This is a genomic window from Streptomyces sp. LUP47B, assembly GCF_001746295.1.
Lineage (GTDB): Bacteria > Actinomycetota > Actinomycetes > Streptomycetales > Streptomycetaceae > Streptomyces.
The window spans coordinates 487,491-506,228 of the sequence record NZ_MJAH01000001.1 but is presented as its reverse complement, the minus strand read 5'-3'; the positions used below and the strand labels follow the sequence as shown (position 1 = coordinate 506,228).

16 protein-coding genes are annotated in these 18,738 nt (G+C 70.3%); 13 read left to right on the top strand and 3 right to left on the bottom strand.

Annotated features, from left to right (window positions below):
* Window positions 1-157: 157 nt before the first annotated feature.
* Window positions 158-1,126 (bottom strand): AraC family transcriptional regulator, encoded by a 969-nt coding sequence (locus tag BFN33_RS02255; RefSeq protein WP_069758122.1) that lies wholly within the window; start codon window positions 1,124-1,126, stop codon window positions 158-160.
* 146 nt (window positions 1,127-1,272) lie between these two features.
* On the opposite strand from BFN33_RS02255, the gene BFN33_RS02250 reads away from it, so the two are divergent.
* Window positions 1,273-1,998 carry an alpha/beta fold hydrolase gene (locus BFN33_RS02250; RefSeq protein ID WP_069758121.1) on the top strand — a complete coding sequence of 242 codons (726 nt, stop codon included), beginning with the start codon at window positions 1,273-1,275 and terminating at the stop codon, window positions 1,996-1,998.
* A gap of 316 nt (window positions 1,999-2,314) precedes the next feature.
* Here BFN33_RS02250 and BFN33_RS02245 read toward each other — a convergent pair whose 3' ends face one another.
* Complete coding sequence (locus tag BFN33_RS02245) at window positions 2,315-2,734, bottom strand: RidA family protein (RefSeq protein WP_069758120.1); 420 nt, start codon at window positions 2,732-2,734, stop codon at window positions 2,315-2,317.
* Window positions 2,735-2,851: 117 nt separating this feature from the next.
* Here BFN33_RS02245 and BFN33_RS02240 point away from each other — a divergent pair, with 117 nt between their 5' ends.
* The 10 genes from BFN33_RS02240 to BFN33_RS02190 all read left to right on the top strand — a co-directional run bounded on the left by BFN33_RS02240 (window position 2,852) and on the right by BFN33_RS02190 (window position 14,882).
* Window positions 2,852-3,676: a fumarylacetoacetate hydrolase family protein gene (locus BFN33_RS02240; RefSeq protein WP_069758119.1), complete on the top strand. Its 825-nt coding sequence runs from the start codon at window positions 2,852-2,854 to the stop codon at window positions 3,674-3,676.
* A gap of 2 nt (window positions 3,677-3,678) precedes the next feature.
* The gene (locus BFN33_RS02235) at window positions 3,679-4,161 is read left to right on the top strand and encodes a cupin domain-containing protein (RefSeq protein ID WP_069758118.1); all 483 of its coding nucleotides are present in this window, start codon (window positions 3,679-3,681) and stop codon (window positions 4,159-4,161) included.
* Entirely contained in the window at window positions 4,158-5,078 is a 921-nt protein-coding gene (locus tag BFN33_RS02230; protein ID WP_069758117.1) for an acyl-CoA thioesterase II, read from the top strand. The genes BFN33_RS02235 and BFN33_RS02230 overlap by 4 nt, the downstream gene beginning before the upstream one ends.
* 127 nt (window positions 5,079-5,205) lie before the next feature.
* On the top strand, window positions 5,206-6,855 hold the full coding sequence (locus BFN33_RS02225) for an AMP-binding protein (protein WP_069758116.1): 1,650 nt from the start codon (window positions 5,206-5,208) through the stop codon (window positions 6,853-6,855).
* The gene (locus BFN33_RS02220; RefSeq protein WP_069758115.1) at window positions 6,852-9,227 is read left to right on the top strand and encodes a bifunctional salicylyl-CoA 5-hydroxylase/oxidoreductase; all 2,376 of its coding nucleotides are present in this window, start codon (window positions 6,852-6,854) and stop codon (window positions 9,225-9,227) included. The genes BFN33_RS02225 and BFN33_RS02220 overlap by 4 nt, the downstream gene beginning before the upstream one ends.
* Window positions 9,224-9,676, top strand: a complete 453-nt coding sequence (locus tag BFN33_RS02215) for a thioesterase family protein (protein WP_069758903.1) — start codon at window positions 9,224-9,226, stop codon at window positions 9,674-9,676. Before BFN33_RS02220 ends, BFN33_RS02215 begins: the two co-directional genes overlap by 4 nt.
* 18 nt (window positions 9,677-9,694) lie before the next feature.
* Window positions 9,695-10,540: a PaaX family transcriptional regulator C-terminal domain-containing protein gene (locus tag BFN33_RS02210; protein WP_069758902.1), complete on the top strand. Its 846-nt coding sequence runs from the start codon at window positions 9,695-9,697 to the stop codon at window positions 10,538-10,540.
* A 1,119-nt stretch (window positions 10,541-11,659) separates the two neighbouring features.
* Window positions 11,660-12,313: a response regulator transcription factor gene (locus BFN33_RS02200; protein ID WP_069758113.1), complete on the top strand. Its 654-nt coding sequence runs from the start codon at window positions 11,660-11,662 to the stop codon at window positions 12,311-12,313.
* Window positions 12,304-13,572: a sensor histidine kinase KdpD gene (locus BFN33_RS02195; RefSeq protein ID WP_069758112.1), complete on the top strand. Its 1,269-nt coding sequence runs from the start codon at window positions 12,304-12,306 to the stop codon at window positions 13,570-13,572. The genes BFN33_RS02200 and BFN33_RS02195 overlap by 10 nt, the downstream gene beginning before the upstream one ends.
* 38 nt (window positions 13,573-13,610) lie before the next feature.
* A complete protein-coding gene (locus BFN33_RS02190; RefSeq protein ID WP_069758111.1) occupies window positions 13,611-14,882 on the top strand; it encodes a hypothetical protein in 1,272 nt (423 codons plus the stop codon).
* A gap of 408 nt (window positions 14,883-15,290) precedes the next feature.
* On the opposite strand, the gene BFN33_RS02185 is transcribed toward BFN33_RS02190, so the two are convergent.
* Window positions 15,291-16,082 (bottom strand): hypothetical protein, encoded by a 792-nt coding sequence (locus tag BFN33_RS02185; protein WP_069758901.1) that lies wholly within the window; start codon window positions 16,080-16,082, stop codon window positions 15,291-15,293.
* A gap of 185 nt (window positions 16,083-16,267) precedes the next feature.
* On the opposite strand from BFN33_RS02185, the gene BFN33_RS02180 reads away from it, so the two are divergent.
* Both BFN33_RS02180 and BFN33_RS02175 read left to right on the top strand, forming a co-directional pair.
* A complete protein-coding gene (locus tag BFN33_RS02180; protein WP_069758110.1) occupies window positions 16,268-17,761 on the top strand; it encodes a hypothetical protein in 1,494 nt (497 codons plus the stop codon).
* Between the two features lie 11 nt (window positions 17,762-17,772).
* Window positions 17,773-18,705: a lysylphosphatidylglycerol synthase domain-containing protein gene (locus BFN33_RS02175; RefSeq protein WP_069758900.1), complete on the top strand. Its 933-nt coding sequence runs from the start codon at window positions 17,773-17,775 to the stop codon at window positions 18,703-18,705.
* Window positions 18,706-18,738 lie beyond the last annotated feature (33 nt).

Sequence of the window (18,738 nt, the reverse complement as noted above, 5' to 3'; positions counted from 1 at the left end):
TTCGCGCCTGCGAGGCATCTTCGGTCTTCGCCGCTGAGCGTGGACGCCTTGAACATCCTGCGGAGGGCCGCGAAGACCTCCGCTGACGTGGTGCGAAGCCGCGACGGTAGACGACTTTTCCCGGGAAGGCGGCTTCGCCCGCCGCGGGCATGGCGGCTCAGGTCCGCAGAGTCGTCGACGGCAGCTGACCGTAGCGGCGCCGGTAGTCGCGGGCGAAACGGCCCAGGTTCGCGAAGCCCCACTGGTAGGCGATCTGCGCCACGTTCGTTCCGCTGTGCGGGTCGGCCTGGGCGAGCGCCTCGTGCGCGCGTGCCATCCGGACGTCGCGGACGAACTCCATCGGCGTCATGTCCAGATGCCTTCGGAACCCCTCCTGAAGGGTGCGCGGACTCAAGGCGGCGGCTGCCGCCAGCACCGCCATCGAGAGCTCGGCCTCGGGTTCCCGCTCCACGAGTTCCATCACCTTGCGCAGCCCGCGCGGCAGTACGCTGCCCGGTCGGCCTCCTTCGTCGGTGTCGACCACGGGGTGGGTGCCCACGAGCGCCGCGGCCAGCATTCTGTTGAGCTGCGACGTCAACAGCGGGTGGCGGGTGAACTCACCCTGTTCGGTCGCCTCGTGCCGGAGCAGAGCAACGACAGCGAGCCAACTGCGGGCGGCCGCCGGTGTCAACGGTCCGCCCAGTCCGAATCTGACAGTCCCGCCGGACGCGAGTCCGGCTGACTCTCCGGCCTCGTCCACGAGGTGACGGGGCAGCCTGACCGTTTGCAGTCGGCAGCCCTCCTCCCAGCTCAGAGCGAACGGGCGGTACGGGTCGATGGCCATCGAGTCGCCGACGGTCAGCATCCGCTCCGTCCGCCCCGACCTGATCGTCAGGGCACCGCGCAGGGGCGTGGAGACCAGAACCCAGTTCCCGAGCGGGGTCGGTTCGACCTCGACGTCGGCGCCGTAGGACAGCTGGTGCACGGCGACCTCGCCGAGGAGTGCCTCCGTCTGCACCGCATGGAACTCCCCCGGCCGGCGGGTCACGGTGAGCTCGTGCGGGCAGTAGCTGGCCGCGACGCGCGTCTGCGCCTCAGCGAGATCACGTGTGTCGAGGAGCGTCCGCGCCCGAGGGGTCATGTGCATCTGTACTCACCTGCGTCCTGTGGCCAGTGTCCGCGTATTCGGGCTGGAGCACCAGATCGTGCCGTTCCACAGTGGCGCGACAACAAGCGCGACCGGTTCGCGGCATCGCGGACCAGGAGGGCTCGCGCACGAGGAGAGGAGCTGCCATGACCACCTTCGTCCTGGTTCACGGATCCTGGCACGACGGCGCCCTGTGGAAGCCGGTGATCGACAGACTCGAGGAGCTGGGCCACACCGCGTACGGACCGACGATCGCCGGCCACGGAAAGGGCGTCGACAAGGCGGTGGACCACGACGACTGCGTGGCCTCGATCGTCGGTTTCGTCAAGGACGAGAGCCTCAGTGACATCGTCCTGCTCGGCCATTCCTTCGGCGGCACCGTGATCGCCAGGGTCGCGGAGGAGATCCCCGACCTGATCAGCAGACTGATCTTCTGGAACGCGTTCGTGCCCCAGCCGGGCAACTGCCTGCTCGACGAGGTTCCCCCGCACTACCGCGCTCTGTTCACGCAGCTGGCGGCGGCGTCCGACGACAACACCGTGACGATGCCGTTCCCGATCTGGCGGGAGGCGTTCATCCAGGACGTCGATCTCGACACCGCCAGGAGCACGTACGAGCAGTTGTCGTCGGAGCCGTTCCAGCCGTTCGTGGACAAGCTCGATCTGACCCGGTTCTACGCCCTCGAGACGCCGAGGTCCTACCTGAACGGCACCGAGGACATCGCTCTCCCACCGGGGGAGTGGGCCTGGCACCCGCGTATGTCCGGCCGCCTCGGGATGTACCGGCTGGTCCAGATGCCCGGCAGCCACGAGGTGATGCTCAGCAACCCGGCCCTTCTCGCCGAGAAGATCGTCGAGGCCGGGCGGCCCTGATTCCCGGCGGCCGCCGTACGCGCCGGAGGCCGGGCGAGGGTGCGGGTGGGACAGGGGCGGTCGGCGACTCCTGTCCCACCCGCTGTCGCGCCGGGGCAGGGTTGCGTGGGGGGATCGCATCCCGGGACCACCCGGTCCATGCCCGGGGCGGGTGGCCGGTTCGTGGTTCGTCCGGGACACGACTCGGCGCGGCCTCTCGGCGATGCCGTACGCGACGTTCGTCATGTCGTTCCCGCGTTGGTGCCTGGTGCCTGGTGCCTAGGTGCGTCGGGGTCGGCTCGGATGCCCGTGTGACCGGCCCCTGACGTCGGATTTCTCAGCTCTCCGGGCGGATCAGCCGTTCGTCCGGAATCACCGCGACGCCGAGGATCTCGATCATCGCCTCCGGCTGCCAGAGCGCGGTGGTGCCGATGCCGGCCATCGCCGGGTAGACCTGGCCCGCGAGCTCGCGCCAGACCTTCCCGATCTCCTTGCCATGGGCCTGGTAGTCGGGGACGTCGGTGAGGAAGAGCGTGATGCTCACCAGGTCCTCGGGGATCCCGCCGGCGGCACGCAGCGTGGTGAGGACGTTGTCGAAAGCCTGCCGGAACTGCTCGACGATGCCGCCGGGGACGATCCGCATGTTCTTGTCGAGCGCGGTCTGTCCGCCCAGATGGAGCGTGTTTCCGCTCAGGGTGCCGTGCGAGTAGCCGCTCGGTACGGGGAGCGAGGGCGGGTTCACCGGGATCGGAGCCATGTGCGCGTACCTCCTGGGACGGGGTGGGTGCGGTCAGCGTAGCTCATCTATTGACTGTTTTCGACGATCGTGAAAATCTCGCTATAAAGCTGCTCCGAAGCCCCCGGGAGAACTCCGATGAAGCTCGCCACCGTGGCCCATCGCGGCCGTCGTACGGCCGCCGTCCTCGACGGCGGCCGCTGGCGGGCCCTGCCGGCCGACGACCTCTCCACGCTGCTGGCCACCACGGCGCCCGATCGCTTCGCGGACCTCGCCGGGGCCGAGCTGCCCGGCGCCGTACCGGTGCTGCCGCTGCCGTCGCCGCGCAAGGTCGTGTGCTGTGGCCTCAACTACGCCGACCACATCACCGAGATGGGTCGTGAGCTGCCGGCCCACCCCACGCTCTTCGCCAAGTACGCCGACACGCTGACGGGCCCCGAGGACGACCTGGTCCTTCCCAAGGGCCTCGACGTGGACTGGGAAGCGGAACTCGCGGTCGTCGTCGGCGCCGAACTCAGCGGCGCGGACCGGGACCTGGCCGCACGCTCCATCGCGGGCTACACCGTCGCCAACGACGTCAGCGTGCGGGACTGGCAGCGGCGCACCCTGCAGTGGTTCCAGGGCAAGGCATGGGACCGGACCACCCCGCTCGGCCCGCTGCTCGTCACCCCCGACGAACTCGACCCGGTCGCGGGCGTCGAGGTGATCTGCCGCGTCAACGGAGCCGAACGCCAGCGCGGCAACACCCGCACCCTCGTGTTCGACGCGGCGGATCTGCTCGGCTACGTCTCCGCCTTCACCACCCTGCGCCCCGGCGACATCGTCCTGACCGGCACCCCCGGTGGTGTGGGGATGGGCATGACACCGCCGGTCTTTCTCGCCGACGGCGATCTCCTGGAGACCGAGATCCCCGGCATCGGCACCCTCCGCAACCGCATCCGCCTCACCGACCCCAGGAGCTGACCATGGAACCCGATCTCTCCAAGTACGTACTGGAGGGCGACAACTCGATGTACGCCGACCCGTCCGGCCTGGTCGTCCCGGTCGTGACCCGTGGCGGCCTCGAAGTCGGCGCCACCGGCCAGTCCGCCGGCGCGAGCCGCGTCTCCGGCGTCTCCGTCCAGCACACCCCGGCCACCAGGCTGTGGTTCGGAAAGGTGCGCAACGAGCCCGGCTACCGCTCGGTGACCCACCACCACGGCGAGGCGGAGACCGGCGGTTACGTCCTGTCGGGCCGGGCGCGCATCTACTTCGGCGAGAAGTTCGAGGACTACGTCGACATGGCGGAGGGCGACTGGGTCTTCGTACCGCCGTTCATGCCGCACATCGAGTGCAACCTCTCGCGTTCCAAGCCCTTGACCTGGATGACCACCCGTACGCCGGAGAACATCGTCGTCAACCTGGCCGACGTCGCAGACGCCGACCTGCGCGACTGGCTGAACCGATGAAGGCCGGGACGGAGCCGACGTCCGCGCTCTTCGCCGCGGCGGTCACGCTGAAGCCCGCCGAGCCCGAGCACTACGACCGTGCCTTCACCGCGACCACCCAGCCCTGCCCCTGGCCCAAGGCGTACGGCGGCGACATGGTCGCCCAGGCCGCGGCCGCCGCCATGAGGTCGGTCGAGGGCAAGACGCTGCACTCGACTCACTCCTACTTCCTGCGGCCGGTCGACATCGGCGCCGAGGTCCGCTACGAGGTGGAGCTGCTGCGCGACGGCCGCGGCTACGCCACCCGGCAGGTCCGCGGCTTCCAGAACGGCAAGCCGGTCTACGTCTGTCTCGCCAACTTCGCGGCGGGCGAGCCTGGTTCGGCGACATACAGTGCCCAGCCGCCCGTGGGTGTCCCGGCCCCCGAGGAGCTGCCCAGCTCGGCGTCGTACCTCTCCGGCACAGCTTCCGAGGCGCCTCGGGGGACGATGACGGACGCGTCGCGCGCGTACTGGAGCGGCGGCCGCAGCTTCGACATGCGACACGTTCCCGGGCCCGTCTACCTCACGATCGAGGGCGAGCAAGTACCCCAACAGGCCGTGTGGGTACGACCGTTCGAGAAGCTGGGGCCCGTGGACGGGCTGACCGACGCCCAGCGCGATCTCGCCGCGCTCGCCTACGTCTGCGACTACACGATCCTCGAACCCGTCCTGCGGGTGCTCGGCCTGGCCTGGGCCCGGCCGGGACTCGTCACCGCCAGCCTCGACCACGCGATGTGGTTCCACCGGCCCGGCCCAATGGACGGCTGGCTCCTGTACGCCCAGGAGGCCGTCGCCGCCGAGTCCGGCCGCGGTCTCGCCACCGGCCGGTTCTTCACCGCCGGCGGAGTCCACCTCGCGACCGTCGTCCAGGAAGGCCTGATCCGCACCACCTCCTGAACTCCATCCCTCTGCACGGCCCGCACCCGGTGCACAGGACGGACCAGGCAGACGCCTTTCCGATCCCTTTCCCTCCTCCGCACGATCCGCACCCTGTGCACGGAACCCCCGGCAGAAAGGAACGCCGATGGACCTCGCGCCCTCCGCCTACCCGGACACGTTCGCCCGCGACCATCTCCCGCCACGCCATCTGTGGCCGGTGCTGGAGTTCACCACGGACGAACTCCAGTACCCCGAGCGCCTCAACGCCGCCACCGAGATCATCGACATACCCGCCGACACCTTCGGCCCCGACCGCCCCGCCCTGCGCACGCCGGAGGGCGAGGTGTGGACCTACGGCGAACTGCGCTGTCGGGCCAACCAGATCGCCCATGTGCTCACGGAGGACCTCGGCCTGACCCCCGGCAACCGGGTGCTCCTGCGCTCCCCGAACAACCCGTGGACCGTCGCGGCCTGGCTCGGCGTGCTCAAGGCCGGCGGCATCGTAGTGACAACAATGGCGGCGCTGCGCGCCCGCGAACTCACGCCGATCGCAGAGAAGACCCGCCCCGCCGTCGCGCTGGTCGACCACCGGTTCACGCACGACGTCGAGGCCGTACGCGACACCGTTGCGCCGGACCTCACGATCGTGGCGTACGGCGGCGACGCACCCGACGACCTGAGCCGCCGGGCGGCGGTGAAGCCGGCGGAGTTCGCCGCGGTCGACACGGCGTCCGACGACGTGGCCCTCTTCGGGCCCACCTCGGGCAGCACCGGCGTACCGAAGATCACCACCCACTTCCACCGCGACATCCTGTCCATCGACAACACCTTCGGCCGGCACACGCTCCGGGTGCGGCCCGACGACCTCGTGTCGTGCACGGCGCCGTTCGCGTTCACCTTCGGCCTCGGCATCCTCGTCGTGTGTGCCCTGCGCGCCGGCGCGTGCGCACTGCTGACCGAGGCCGTCGCGCCGGAGCCCCTCGCCGACCTGGTCGCCGGGACGGGGGTCACCGTCCTCGCGACCGCACCGACGGCGTACAAGCAGATCCTCAAGGCGGACAAGGCCGACCGGCTGCGCGGCCTGCGCACCGCGGTCAGCGCCGGGGAACACCTGCCCGACGAAGTGTGGAAGCAACTGCACGCCGAGACCGGGCTCAAGGTCATCGACGGCATCGGGGCCACCGAGATGATCCACATATTCATCTCCGCCGCCGGTGACGACATCCGCCTCGGGGCGACCGGAAGACCGGTGCCCGGCTACCGCGCCACCGTCCTCGGCCTCGACGGCGAGGAACTCGGTCCCGGTGTCGAAGGGCGGCTGGCCGTGATCGGCCCGGTCGGCTGCCGCTACCTCGACGACCGGCGCCAGGAGAACTACGTCGTGGGCGGCTGGAACGTCACGGGCGACACCTACGTCCGCGACGAGGACGGCTACTTCCACTACCGCGCCCGCACGGACAACATGATCGTCTCCTCCGGCTACAACATCGGAGGCCCCGAGGTCGAAGCCGCGATCGACACCCACCCGGATGTCGTCGAGTCCGCGGTGGTCGCCAAGCCCGACCCCGAGCGCGGATCGGTCGTCTGCGCCTTCGTGGTGCTGCGCGAGGGCGTCACCGGCGACGACGCCAAGGCCAGGGACATCCAGGACTACATCAAGACCCAGCTGGCGCCGTACAAGTACCCGCGCGCGGTCCGCTTCACCGACGCCCTGCCCCGCAACACCAGCGGGAAGCTGCAGCACTACCTGCTGCGCCAGTTGATCGAGAAGGCGAACGAGGAGAACAACGCATGAGGATCGCGATCGTCGGCGGCGGGCCGGGCGGGCTCTACTTCGCCGCCCTGATGAAGCAGCTGGACCCCGCCCACGAGATCACCGTCTGGGAGCGCAACGCCCCCGACGACACCTTCGGCTTCGGTGTCGTCTTCTCCGACGAGACCCTCGGGGGCATCGAGAACGCCGACACCGTCGTCCACGACGCGATGGAGAACCGTTTCGCCCGGTGGACTGACATCGACATCGAGTTCAACGGGCACCCGTTCACCGTCGGCGGCCAGGGCTTCGCGGCCATGTCCCGCAAGGACCTGCTGCGCATCCTCCAGGAGCGGGCCGCAGCACTCGGGGTCACGGTGCACTACCGGATCACCGCGCCGGACGTCGACGAGCTGCGCGAGTCCCACGACCTCGTGGTCGCGGCGGACGGACTCAACTCGGCCGTGCGGACCAAGTACGCCGACACGTTCGGCCCCGACCTGGACCGGCGGGCGAACAAGTACATGTGGCTGGGCACCGACCGGGTCTTCGAGGCCTTCCAGTTCTTCGTCAGGCAGACGGATTTCGGGACCATGCAGATCCACGGCTACCCGTACTCCGACTCCGGCTCGACCTTCATCGTCGAGATGGCGGAGGACGTCTGGCGCCGCGCCGGCTTCGACGCGACCGAGGGCACGGAGTTCCCGCCCGGAGTCTCCGACGAGCAGGCCGTCGCGCGGATCCGTGAGATCTTCGCCGAGGAACTGGCCGGTCACGCCCTGCTGACCAACAACTCGAAGTGGCTCAACTTCACCACGGTCCGCAACGAGCGCTGGCACCACCACAACGTGGTTCTCCTCGGCGACGCCGCCCACACCGCGCACTTCTCGATCGGCTCTGGCACCAAGCTGGCCATGGAGGACGCCCTGGCGCTCGCCGCGTGCCTGCACGAACACCCCGCCGTGGACGAGGCGTTGACGGCCTACGAGACCGAACGCCGGCCCGTGGTGGAGTCCACGCAGCGCGCCGCGCAGGCCTCGCTGGAGTGGTTCGAGAACATCGGCAGGTACGCCGGCCAGGACCCCGCGCAGTTCTGCTTCAACCTCCTCACCCGCTCCCGCCGGATCACCTTCGACAACCTCAAGGACCGCGACCCCGGCTTCGCCGAGCTGATCGAGCGAGGCTTCGCGAAATCCCAGGGGCTGCCGGAGACGGAGGCCGCTCCGGCGATGTTCCAGCCCTTCTCGATCGGCGGTCTGGAGCTCAAGAACCGGATCGTGCTCTCCCCGATGGACATGTACTCGGCTGTGGACGGCGTACCGGACGACTTCCACCTGGTCCACCTGGGCTCCAAGGCGCTCGGCGGCGCGGGCCTGGTCATGACCGAGATGGTCTGCGTCTCACCCGAGGCACGGATCACCCCGGGTTGCACGGGCCTGTGGAACGACACCCAGCGCGACGCGTGGACCGAGGTCACCTCCTTCGTGCACGAGCGCAGCACGGCGAAGATCGGGCTCCAGCTGGGGCACGCCGGCCGCAAGGGCTCGACCAAGGTGATGTGGGATGGCATCGACCAGCCGCTCGACGAGGGTAACTGGGAGGCCGTCGGCCCGTCCCCGCTGCCTTACGGCGCGGGCTGCCACGTACCGCGCGAGATGACCCGCCAGGACATGGACGCGGTCGTGGCCGACTTCGCGGCGGCCGCGCGCAGGGCCGCGGAGGCCGGCTTCGACCTGCTCGAAGTGCACGCCGCCCACGGCTACCTGCTGTCCTCCTTCCTCTCCCCGGTCGCGAACCACCGCACGGACGAGTACGGCGGCGCACTGACGAACCGGCTGCGCTTCCCCCTGGAGGTCTTCGACGCGGTCCGCGCCGCCTTCCCTGCCGACCGCCCGGTGACGGTCCGTATCTCGGCGACCGACTGGTCCCCGGACGGCAACACCGAGCACGACGCGGTCGAGATCGCGCGGGCGTTCGTCGCGCACGGGGCGGCGGCGATCGACGTCTCCTCCGGCCAGGTCACCAAGGACGAGAAGCCCGCCTTCGGCCGCTCCTACCAGACCCCGTTCGCCGACCGGATCCGGCACGAGGTCGCCGCCCCGGCGGGCGTGGCCGTGATCGCGGTGGGCGCGATCTCGTCGTACGACGACGTCAACTCGATCCTGCTGGCCGGCCGCGCCGACCTGTGCGCGCTCGGCCGTACCCACCTCTACAACCCGCAGTGGACCCTGCAGGCGGCCGCCGAACAGGAGTACCGCGGCCCGGGCGCCGAGTGGCCGGCCCAGTTCGCGGCCGGCCGGCGCAAGCCGCCGACCTCACGCACCGACGCGGTCCGCCCGCGCCTGGCGCTGCTGCGCGACACCCCCCGGGAAGCCGTCCACCTGCGGTGGACGCCCAGCCGGACGACCGGATGAGCGACGACCCGGTCCGCCCGTCCGGTGTCCACCGCGCCCGCGTGGAGTGGGTGGACACCGACGCCGCGGGGATCTACCACAACACCACCGTCGTGCGGTACGCCGAGGCGGCGGAGGCCGCGCTGATGCGCGAGCACGGCATCCCCGACTACTTCCCGGTGGCGCCCAGGGTGCGCTACGAGGTGGAGTTCGAGGCGTCCCTCCGGTTCGGCCAGGAGGTGGAGACCCGGATCGAGCTCGTCCGCCTCGGCCGATCCTCGATGACCTTCGCCTTCGAGGTGTGGCGGGAGGCCGCCGACAGCGAGCCGCGCCGACGTGCCGCCCGGGGGAGCTATGTCACCGTCCACGTCCCCGACAAGGAGGCGGGCGGCAGCGCACCATGGCCCGCTGCCTGGCCCACGGCGCTGAAAGCAAGGGCGTCCGCGGAGGCTGCCGGGCGAACGCAGTAAAATCCTGCATTCGTGACGATGAGCGACCTCCTCGACGACGACCCGGCCCAGGCGGCACCACCGCGATCCCTGATCGTGACGGTCTACGGCCTCTACGCGCGCGAGGTCGGCGGCTGGATCGGGGTGAGCACTCTGATACGGCTGCTCGCCGAACTCGGCGTCGACGCCCAGGCGGTCCGCTCGTCGATTCACCGGCTCAAGCGCCGCGAGATTCTGGTGTCGGAGCGGCGGGACGGCAGGGCGGGTTACGCGCTCTCGCCGTATGCCCGCTCCGTCCTGGAGACCGGCGACCGCCGGATCTTCGAACGCCACACCGCCCCCGATGACGGCTGGGTCGTCGCCGTCTTCTCGGTGCCGGAGAGCGAGCGGCAGCACCGCCACCAGCTCCGGTCACGGCTGGCATGGCTGGGCTTCGGCACGGTCTCGTCGGGGGTATGGATCGCTCCCGCCCACGCGCTCGACGACACCCGCGACCATCTCCTCCGACACGGCCTGGACCAGTACGTCAACCTCTTCCGCGGCGACTACGTGGCCTTCGGCAACCCCGCCGAACAGGTCAGCCGCTGGTGGGACCTGGATGCGTTGCAGGGGCTCTACGACGAGTTCGTCGCCAAGTTCACGCCGATGGCCACACGCCTGGCCGAGGCCGAGAAGAACACAACGCCGGCCCGCGACGCGTTCGTCGACTACGTCCACGTTCTGACGGCCTGGCGCCGCTTCCCCTACCTCGACCCGGGGCTGCCCGACGCCCTCCTCCCGGCCAAGTGGTCCGGCACAACGGCGGCGGACCTCTTCTTCGAGCTCCGGCGCGCTCTGGAGGAGCCCGCACACGAGTTCGCGCGGGGCGTGCTGACCGACTCCTGAGCGTCTGCCCAGAAGCGCAGCGCATATCGGGAGTTGAGACCGTCCGGTGCAAGAAGCGATGACACGCCCCTCGCCTCCGGGCTCTCGAACCGAGGTGTCACCCGTCGTCCCTGGCCTGCGGGTTCTCCGGGACGGTGATCCGGTCCGGGACCTCGGGTCTCTGATCGACCAGGACGCCGCTACCGAAGTCGGAGGCCACCCCGTGCGAGGCCACGATGGAGGGTAGCTGGCTGGTCCTCGCGCTCCCGCCCGCCGCCGCGCCAGCGGCGGGACGCTGGAAGCTTGCCACCAACACCGCCGCGTCTCCGCAGTGCAGGGCACCTCGGCTGCGGCACTTTTCGAACCGGAACCCGTGAGCACTTTTGCTGTCCCAGCACCTGCACAGCAAGTGGGGCTCGCCGCGGCCCCGGGCAGGCTCGCGGCATGACGTGCGCCCTGCAGATGACCATGATCCCCGCCACGGGCAGTCTCACCACCGCGCCCGCTCCGCCCACCGGACGAGACCAGGCCGAGCTCTCCGGCCCGGCCGACCGCGGCATCGCCGCACCCGGCGAGGCATCGGCCTGCCGCAGGTCACGGCACCACCGGCACTGGTTTGGCAGACCACCCTCACGGTGAAGACGGTGCCCAGTATCTACCGCTGTGAGACGGCTCCTGCACCTACGCCCCTGGCGTCGGGGTGGCCGAAGATCCCGTCTGCGGCAGCATGAATGATTGCTTCGGTCGGCCAGTGGCTGACGAGCACAGGCGCGGCGCCCGCGAGCTACAAGGTCTCCCAGAGCGCGCGGCTGCGCCGGGCGGGAGGATACGCGGCCCGGCTTGGGCGCCGAGCGGGTATTGGTCTTCGCGCTCGCCGCAGGGCGGCGGTGCCATGGAAGCAGGTGGTAGTCGCTCCGCCGACCCAGACGGTCCCGCCGGGGCCAGCAGTGATGGTGGCCGATGTACAGCCTGCGTTTCTCGACCCGGTAGGCGCTCATTCGGTACGACAGTGCCACACGGTCCATGCCACCCGTTGCGCTCTCCCGCGAGCCCCGCCGCGGCTCGGCCGGCCGCGCCCCAGCGCCAAGTACCTGGCCGGGGCAGATGGAGTATTGAGATGCGAGAATCTAGGGTCAGCACGTGGCTTTCATCCTGGTGTGCGAAGACGACGCGGCGGTTCGCGACATCCTCAGGCGGGCCCTGGAACACGACGGTCACACCGTTTCCGTCGCCGCCACGGCAGACAGCCTGTTGCGGCAGCTCGCACCGGTGCCCCAGCTGGTCGTCCTGGATCTCGGACTGCCGGACGCAGACGGCCGCGATGTCTGCCTGGCCCTGAGGGCTCGGGGCGTCGACGTGCCGGTGTTGATGCTCACCGCCCTGGACGGTCTGCACCACAAGGTGGGCGGCTTCGAGGCAGGCGCCGACGACTACATGACCAAACCCTTCGACATCCCGGAACTGCTGGTCCGCGTCCGGGCGCTGCTGCGCCGGGCCACCGTGGCGCCCGCATCGCACGAGGTCGTCCTCGATCCGGCGAAGCACATGGTGACCTACGACGCGGTGAGCATGAGCCTGACCCCGACCGAGTTCCGCCTACTGGGCCGCCTGATCGCCTCGCAGGGCGACGCGGTACGTCGGCACGCCCTCGTCGCCGCCGGCTGGCCGCACGGGGCACACGTCAGCGACAACACCCTCGACTCCTATGTGCGCCGGCTGCGGACCAAGCTCGGTCCGCTGGGTGCGGCCGGGCGTCTGGCGACGGTCCGCGGCGTGGGCTACCGATGGCAATGACGGGATTCCGCAGAAGCGTCGTCGCGCTCACCGTCCTGATCGCCACCGCCGTGGTCGCCATCCTGGTCGTCGTCTCGCATGTGCTGCTGAGCAGGGTGACGGACGCCGACGCGCACGATCTGGCCCGTACGCGCGCCGAGGCGGTCGCGGCGAACGTCACCGCCAAGGGCGGCCGTGTCGTGCTCACGGAGAACGGCAGTGAGGCGTTGGACGAGGTCGCCTGGGTGTATGCCGACGGCCGCCTGATCGACGGGAACGTACCGGCGAGCGTGGTCAGGCGTGTCGAGGAGCTGGCGGACTCGAGGCGTTCGCAGACCGTGACCGCCGGCGACTCCCTCCTGTACGCGCGGCAAGTCCCCGTCGACGGCCACCACGTCATGGTGGTCGTCCGGGTGGACCTCACGCCTTATGAGACGTCCGAGCAGCGCAGTCTGACCTTGTCGTTGGTCCTGGGCGGCCTCACGATCCTCCTCGCCGGCGGTGTCGCGCATCTCGTAGTGCACCGTGCGCTGCGGGTCGTGCACGAAATGGCAGCCCTCGCCGACGACTGGGGCCATCACGAACCCGGGCGCCGCTTCAACCTCGGGGTCCCCCGCGACGAGTTCGGGGAACTGGGACAGACGCTGGACCGCCTCCTGGAACGCGTCGACAGCGCGTTGGCGGACGAGCGCCGGCTCACCGACGAGATCGCCCACGAGCTGCGGACACCGCTCACGGTTCTGCGGGGCGAGGCGCAGCTCGCTCAGCTGTCCGGCGAGCCGGTGCCGCCGGAGGCGGTACTGAGCGAGGTCGACCGCCTCGACGCGGCGATCACGACGATTCTGCGCGCCGCGCGCGCCCACACGGACGAGGGCACCCGGTGCGATCTGCGCTCCGCCGCGCGGCAGGCGATCGGCGGTCGCGCGGTCGAGGTCGCCTTTCCCGCGAAGATCGAGGTGGCCATGGCGCCCGACGTCGCCGTGTCGCTGCTGTCACCCCTGCTGGAGAACGGCCTGCGGCATGCGAAGACGCGTGTGTGGATCACCGCGCGCAACCAGGGTGCGGCCGTCGTGGTCGATGTCCTGGACGACGGCCCAGGGTTCGATCCCGCGGACGTCGAGCGGGTCTTCGAGGCGGGTGTGACCGGCGGCGATGGATATGGGCTGGGGTTGCCGGTGGTCCGGCGCATCGCCGCCTCGGCCGGTGTGGAGGTCCGTGCGATCGCGGACGGCCGCGGTCATATCGAGGTGACGCTCCCGGCCGTGCGTGAGATCACGTAGTCAGGTTACTTGCAGGTTCCCCGCGTAAACCTGGCCGCATGACAACGACAACGGAAGAGCGCACGCGCAGCGGGCCCCTCATGCTCAACAAGGTCCCCGAGGTCACCATCTGGTTCTGGGTCATCAAGATCCTGTGCACCACTGTGGGTGAGAGCTTCGCCGACTGGATCAACATGAAGCTGGGCGTCGGCCTGGTGAGCACGGCCTGGATCTTCACCGCGGTATTCGTCGTGGTCCTGGCGGTCCAGCTGCGGCTGAAGCAGTACGTGCCGTTCCCGTACTGGCTGACCGTGGTCGTTGTCAGCGTCACGGGCACCCTGTACACCGACATCCTGACCGACCAGCTCAACGTGCCGCTGTGGATCAGTTCCGCGGTGTTCTCGGTGCTGCTCGCGGTGGTCTTCGGCGTGTGGTGGCTGCGCGAGCGCACGCTGTCGATCCACTCGGTCACGACGCTTCCGCGTGAGTCGTTCTACTGGCTCGCCGTCCTTGTCACCTTCGCGCTCGGCACCGCGACCGGCGACTGGACCCTGGAGCTGACCGGCTGGAGCCCGGGCGCCTCGGTGCTGCTGCCGCTCGGCCTCATCGCGGCGATCACGCTGCTGTGGAAGTTCGGCGCGAACCCGGTGTTGTCCTTCTGGCTCGCCTACATCCTGACCCGCCCGCTGGGCGCGAACATCGGTGACTGGCTCGCCTCCCCGAAGGTCGCTCAGCCGGGCGAGCCGACCGGCATCGCACTGGGCACCTTCACCACCAGCCTGATCTTCCTCGGTCTGATCCTGGCGACGGTGGTCTACCTGACGGTGACGCGCTCGGACGTGACCGAGACCCACGACGCCACCCACGCCGCACACGCCACCGGGGACCTGCGAAAGGAGCGCGTCGGCCTGGCCGGCTTCGGACTGCTCGCCGTCGCCACCACGAGCCTGCTGATCTGGGCCCACAGCCAGCCGCACGTCGGCCCGGCGCCGGAGGCCGACAACACCTCCGCCGTGCAGATGGCCCCCGGCGAGGCGGTGAAGAAATTCCCGCCCGCCAAGGTCACCGCCCTGAAGACCCTCGCCTCCACCTCGCTCAAGGACGCCCGCTCCGGGAACGCGAAGGGTGCGCACACGGCTGCACAGTCGCTGCGTGACCTGTGGGATGCCGACCAGGCCTCGCTGCAGCCGCTGGACCAGACCGGGTGGACCTCCATCGACGCCCAGATGGACAAGGTGCTGGGGACTTTCGGCATCGATCACTCGAACCCGCCTATGCCGCCCGCGCAGCAGGAGAAGGAACTGAACGCCCTCCTGACGGACATGGGCTGACAAGCCACTCCACGCCCGGCCGACGGAGGTGGCGAGTCGCCTGCGCCGGCCGGGCGTATCCGCGAACCCCGTTGGGGCGGTCGAAGCCGGTGTTGATGGCTCCGACCGCCCCGTCTCTCACAGTGAGCCACCATCGCAGCCGGGAATCCTTCGTTTGGCTGGGTTGCGGCCGAACGACCTCCCACATGGTCAGCCGTGCTTCTGAGGAGATGGCGATTCCGCTCGCTGGAACTTGTTGGCGAGAGGCCACAGAGCGCCGCCACGACTGAGCACACCGGGCCGACACCGTACGCTGGGGGCGCAAACCATCTCCCGACCTGCGGATTCCGGTGCCTTGATCGGCTGCACCACCCGGCGAGACGCCATCCCCGTGCTTCGTCGCCCGGCTCTGTCGTGCGTGGCCCTACCTCACGCCGCGGCGTGCGCGCCCCTGTCGCGTTGTGACACGGCCAGGTAGCCGACGAACCCGATGATCGCCACCGTCCAGGCGAGGGTGACCGGTGCCAGGCCGAGGCCGAGGCCGCCGCGGGTGTGGGGGAGGGCCATCCAGTCGGCGAGGGAGGCTCCGAGGGGGCGGGTGATGACATAGGCGGTCCAGAAGGCGGTCACCGCACCGAGGGCCCCGAAGCGGTGGGCCAGGGCGGGTACGCACATGGCGGCCGAGAAGAGGGCGACCGATCCCAGGTAGCCGAAGCCGACGGTGGCGGTGAGATCGCCCGTGGCGGTGCCGAGGGCGAAGGTGGCGAGGACGGCCGCCCAGTAGAACGCCTCGCGGCGTCGGGTCCGGATCGTGTGGATGGAGAGGGTCTGCTCGCTCGCGTACCAGAGGGCGAAGACCGCGGTCAGTACGACGAGGAACGCCGGCGTCGAGACGGCGTACGGTACGCCGAGGCCGACGTGCAGGACATCGGCGGCCATGGTGCCGAAAACGCTGACCATGACGACGGCGGTCCAGTAGGCCCGGGCGACGTACCGGCGGAGTGTGAACTGCACGGCCAGGGACGCCACCAGGGCGAGGCCGCCGAGCGCCACCGCCGGGATCGGGCCGAGCGTGCGGGCCAGGACGTCCGACGCCGTCTCGCCCATGCCGGTGGTCAGCACCTTGATGATCCAGAAATAGACGGTCACCTCCGGCACCTTGTTTGCCAGTTGGCGTACGGGGGCGAGGGGGTGTCCATCGAGGACGGGCTCTGCGGTCATGATCCGCACGATCGCATTTCGAGCATGAACGCAACCTGAACGGTGCGCGGGGCAGCGGCTGCTGGGCACTGCGCCGTTCGGACTTCTTCTCACCCGTCTCTAACCGGCGAGCCGTACGGTGAAGTTACCTCCTACGAAACGTAGGAGAACATGGTTCCTGGGTGCGTGACGATGAAAGGTGCGGGATGGCCGACGGCTCGGACGTCACGATGACCGGTGCCTCTCGCACCGGCTTCCCACCGTGGACGGCCCGGCCTCGGCGGCGGTGGGGCGAACCTTGGCTCGCGGCCGTTGCGGGGGCTTTCACGCTCGCCCAGCTCGTGCTCGTACGACCGGATCTTGGTCTTGGCTGGGACGAGACGGTCTACGTCAGTCAGGTCAGCGGCCAGGTTCCCGCCGCCTTCTTCAGTGCGCCCCGCGCCCGCGGCATCTCTCTGCTTGCCGCGCCGATCGCGTCGTGGTCCGACTCCACCGCCCTTCTGAGGGTCTATCTGGCGGTCCTCTCCGGTCTGGGCCTCTACTTCGCCCTGCGCATCTGGCGAGCCCACGTCATGCCGCGCGTCCTGGCGCTGGCGGGTGCCCTGTTCGCTTCCCTGTGGGTGACCCTGTTCTACGGCCCGCAGGCCATGCCCAACTACTGGGTCGGGGTCGGCGCCCTGGCCTGCGTCGGCTGCTTCCTGCGTGTCCGCGCCAACGCAGGGGACCGGGCGGCCTGGTGGGGCGTGTTCGCGAGCGCGGCACTGATGGCGTGGATGCGCCCGATGGACGCCGTTTACGTGGTGCTTCCCCTGCTCGTTCTCGCCCTCGCCTTGCGCTGTCCCCGCCTGCTCGCCGTACTGGCCGCCGGACTGCTGGCCGGTGCCGGTGAGTGGGTGATCGAGGCGTACCTGAGCTACGGGGGCCTTGCTCAACGCCTCTCAGACGCCTCCCGCATCCAGGGCGGCCTCGGCTGGCATCTGACGGTGGTCGACCAGCTGCGCAGTCTCGGCGGGCGTACTCTCTGCCGTCCCTGCACCGGATCGGTCCCCAACTCGGTGGTGACCGTGTGGTGGTTCGCGCTGCCCGTCCTCGCCGCGCTCGGCGCGCTCACCGCCGTCCGCGCCCGACGCGCCCTGCCCGTCCTGCTGCCGCTGGCTTGCGCGGTCACGGCCGCCGTCCCCTACCTGTTCCTCATCGGCTACGCGGCCCCCCGCTTCCTGCTGCCCGCCTACGCCCTGCTCGCCCTCCCCGTCGCCCATGGCCTCGGTCACCTGGTCAGCGCCCCGATTCGGGGGAGCGCGCGCACCGTCGCCGTGAGCCTGGTCGCGGCCTGCCTGGCGGCTCATCTGGCCGTGCAGTACGTCGTCCTGGAACACACTCTGCACAGCTCCGCCGCCAACCGTGACAACTGGTTCCGCACCGCCTCAGCCCTCCACACGCTCGGCGTACGGCCGCCGTGCCTGCTCAGCGGCTATGAGGCCGTGCCCATCGCCTTCTACACCCGTTGTGGCTCGGCACAGACCGGCGGCCACGACAGCAGCACCACCGCGGCCGCACTGGCCCGGGCCGCCCACCGGACCACCGTCGCCGTCCTCGCCCAGCCCGGCGACCGTCCGCCCGCCTACGCGCGCACCTGGCCCATGGAGCGGGCCGGCGTTCTCCACGCCTACGTCGCTCCCTTCGTCCGGCAGGGGCGGTGACCGTGGCGACCGTGTCCGACAGCGTGACCGTGACCGCGGGCAAGCGCCCCTACGTCCGGCTGGGCATCACCCTCGCGGTGCTCGTCCTCGCCGGCGGCATGCTCGCGGCGCACCGCGCCACCCTCGACAGCGGTACCGACCAACTGGCCGCCGCCGACGGGGAATGGCTGGTGCTCGCCTGCTTGGCCACTCTCGCCACGTGGGTGTGCGCGGCTGTGGCGCAGCAGGGGGCGGTCATCGAGCGGTTGCCGAAGGGACGGCTGGTGGCCGCTCAGTTCGCGGCGTGCGCCGTCAACCACATCCTGCCCGCAGGGGCCGGGGCGAGCTTGGTCAACCTGCGGTTCCTGACGCGGTGCGGCCTGTCCACCAGGCGCTCGGCGACCGCGCTGGCTGTGAAGGCGGCCGTCGGCGGGATCGTCCGGTGCGTGCTGGGCGTCGTCCTGCTGGTGGCATCACCGGGCGCTGTCCCCCTGTCGGCACGGATCCCACACGTGCTGATCCTGGTGCCGGTGGTGGCGGCAGCCGTCGTGCTGGCGGTGGTGGCCAGCGGTCGGCTCAGGCGGGCGGTGGGGCGGGCCCTGGCCGACGTGCGGGAGGTGCATCGCTCCCGGGGTCGGGCCTGCGCGCTGTGGGGCGGCTCGGTCGCGTTCGCGTTGCTGCACGCGGGCGTGGTCGTGGCCGTGGTCCAGGCGCTCGGTCTCGCGTTGCCCACGAGCCATGTGGTGATGGCATACCTGGTTGCCAGCGGGGCGGCGGCCCTGCTTCCCACGCCCGGTGGACTGGGATCGCTGGACGCCGCACTCGCCTTCGCGCTCACGGCCGCCGGAGCACCGGGACAGACGGCGATCTCGGCGGTCATCGGCTACCGCCTGCTCACCGGATGGCTGCCGATGGCACCGGGACTGCTGGTCCTGGGATTGCTTGCCCGCCGTTCGGCGCTCTGAACCGGTGGCGGTGCTCGCTGCCCCTCTCCCTTG

Coding starts and splice junctions, on each gene's coding strand:
- BFN33_RS02255 (WP_069758122.1), bottom strand. CDS start 1,126: ATGCACATGACCCCTCGGGCGCGGACGCTCCTCGACACACGTGATCTC.
- BFN33_RS02250 (WP_069758121.1), top strand. CDS start 1,273: ATGACCACCTTCGTCCTGGTTCACGGATCCTGGCACGACGGCGCCCTG.
- BFN33_RS02245 (WP_069758120.1), bottom strand. CDS start 2,734: ATGGCTCCGATCCCGGTGAACCCGCCCTCGCTCCCCGTACCGAGCGGC.
- BFN33_RS02240 (WP_069758119.1), top strand. CDS start 2,852: ATGAAGCTCGCCACCGTGGCCCATCGCGGCCGTCGTACGGCCGCCGTC.
- BFN33_RS02235 (WP_069758118.1), top strand. CDS start 3,679: ATGGAACCCGATCTCTCCAAGTACGTACTGGAGGGCGACAACTCGATG.
- BFN33_RS02230 (WP_069758117.1), top strand. CDS start 4,158: ATGAAGGCCGGGACGGAGCCGACGTCCGCGCTCTTCGCCGCGGCGGTC.
- BFN33_RS02225 (WP_069758116.1), top strand. CDS start 5,206: ATGGACCTCGCGCCCTCCGCCTACCCGGACACGTTCGCCCGCGACCAT.
- BFN33_RS02220 (WP_069758115.1), top strand. CDS start 6,852: ATGAGGATCGCGATCGTCGGCGGCGGGCCGGGCGGGCTCTACTTCGCC.
- BFN33_RS02215 (WP_069758903.1), top strand. CDS start 9,224: ATGAGCGACGACCCGGTCCGCCCGTCCGGTGTCCACCGCGCCCGCGTG.
- BFN33_RS02210 (WP_069758902.1), top strand. CDS start 9,695: ATGAGCGACCTCCTCGACGACGACCCGGCCCAGGCGGCACCACCGCGA.
- BFN33_RS02195 (WP_069758112.1), top strand. CDS start 12,304: ATGGCAATGACGGGATTCCGCAGAAGCGTCGTCGCGCTCACCGTCCTG.
- BFN33_RS02190 (WP_069758111.1), top strand. CDS start 13,611: ATGACAACGACAACGGAAGAGCGCACGCGCAGCGGGCCCCTCATGCTC.
- BFN33_RS02185 (WP_069758901.1), bottom strand. CDS start 16,082: ATGACCGCAGAGCCCGTCCTCGATGGACACCCCCTCGCCCCCGTACGC.
- BFN33_RS02180 (WP_069758110.1), top strand. CDS start 16,268: ATGGCCGACGGCTCGGACGTCACGATGACCGGTGCCTCTCGCACCGGC.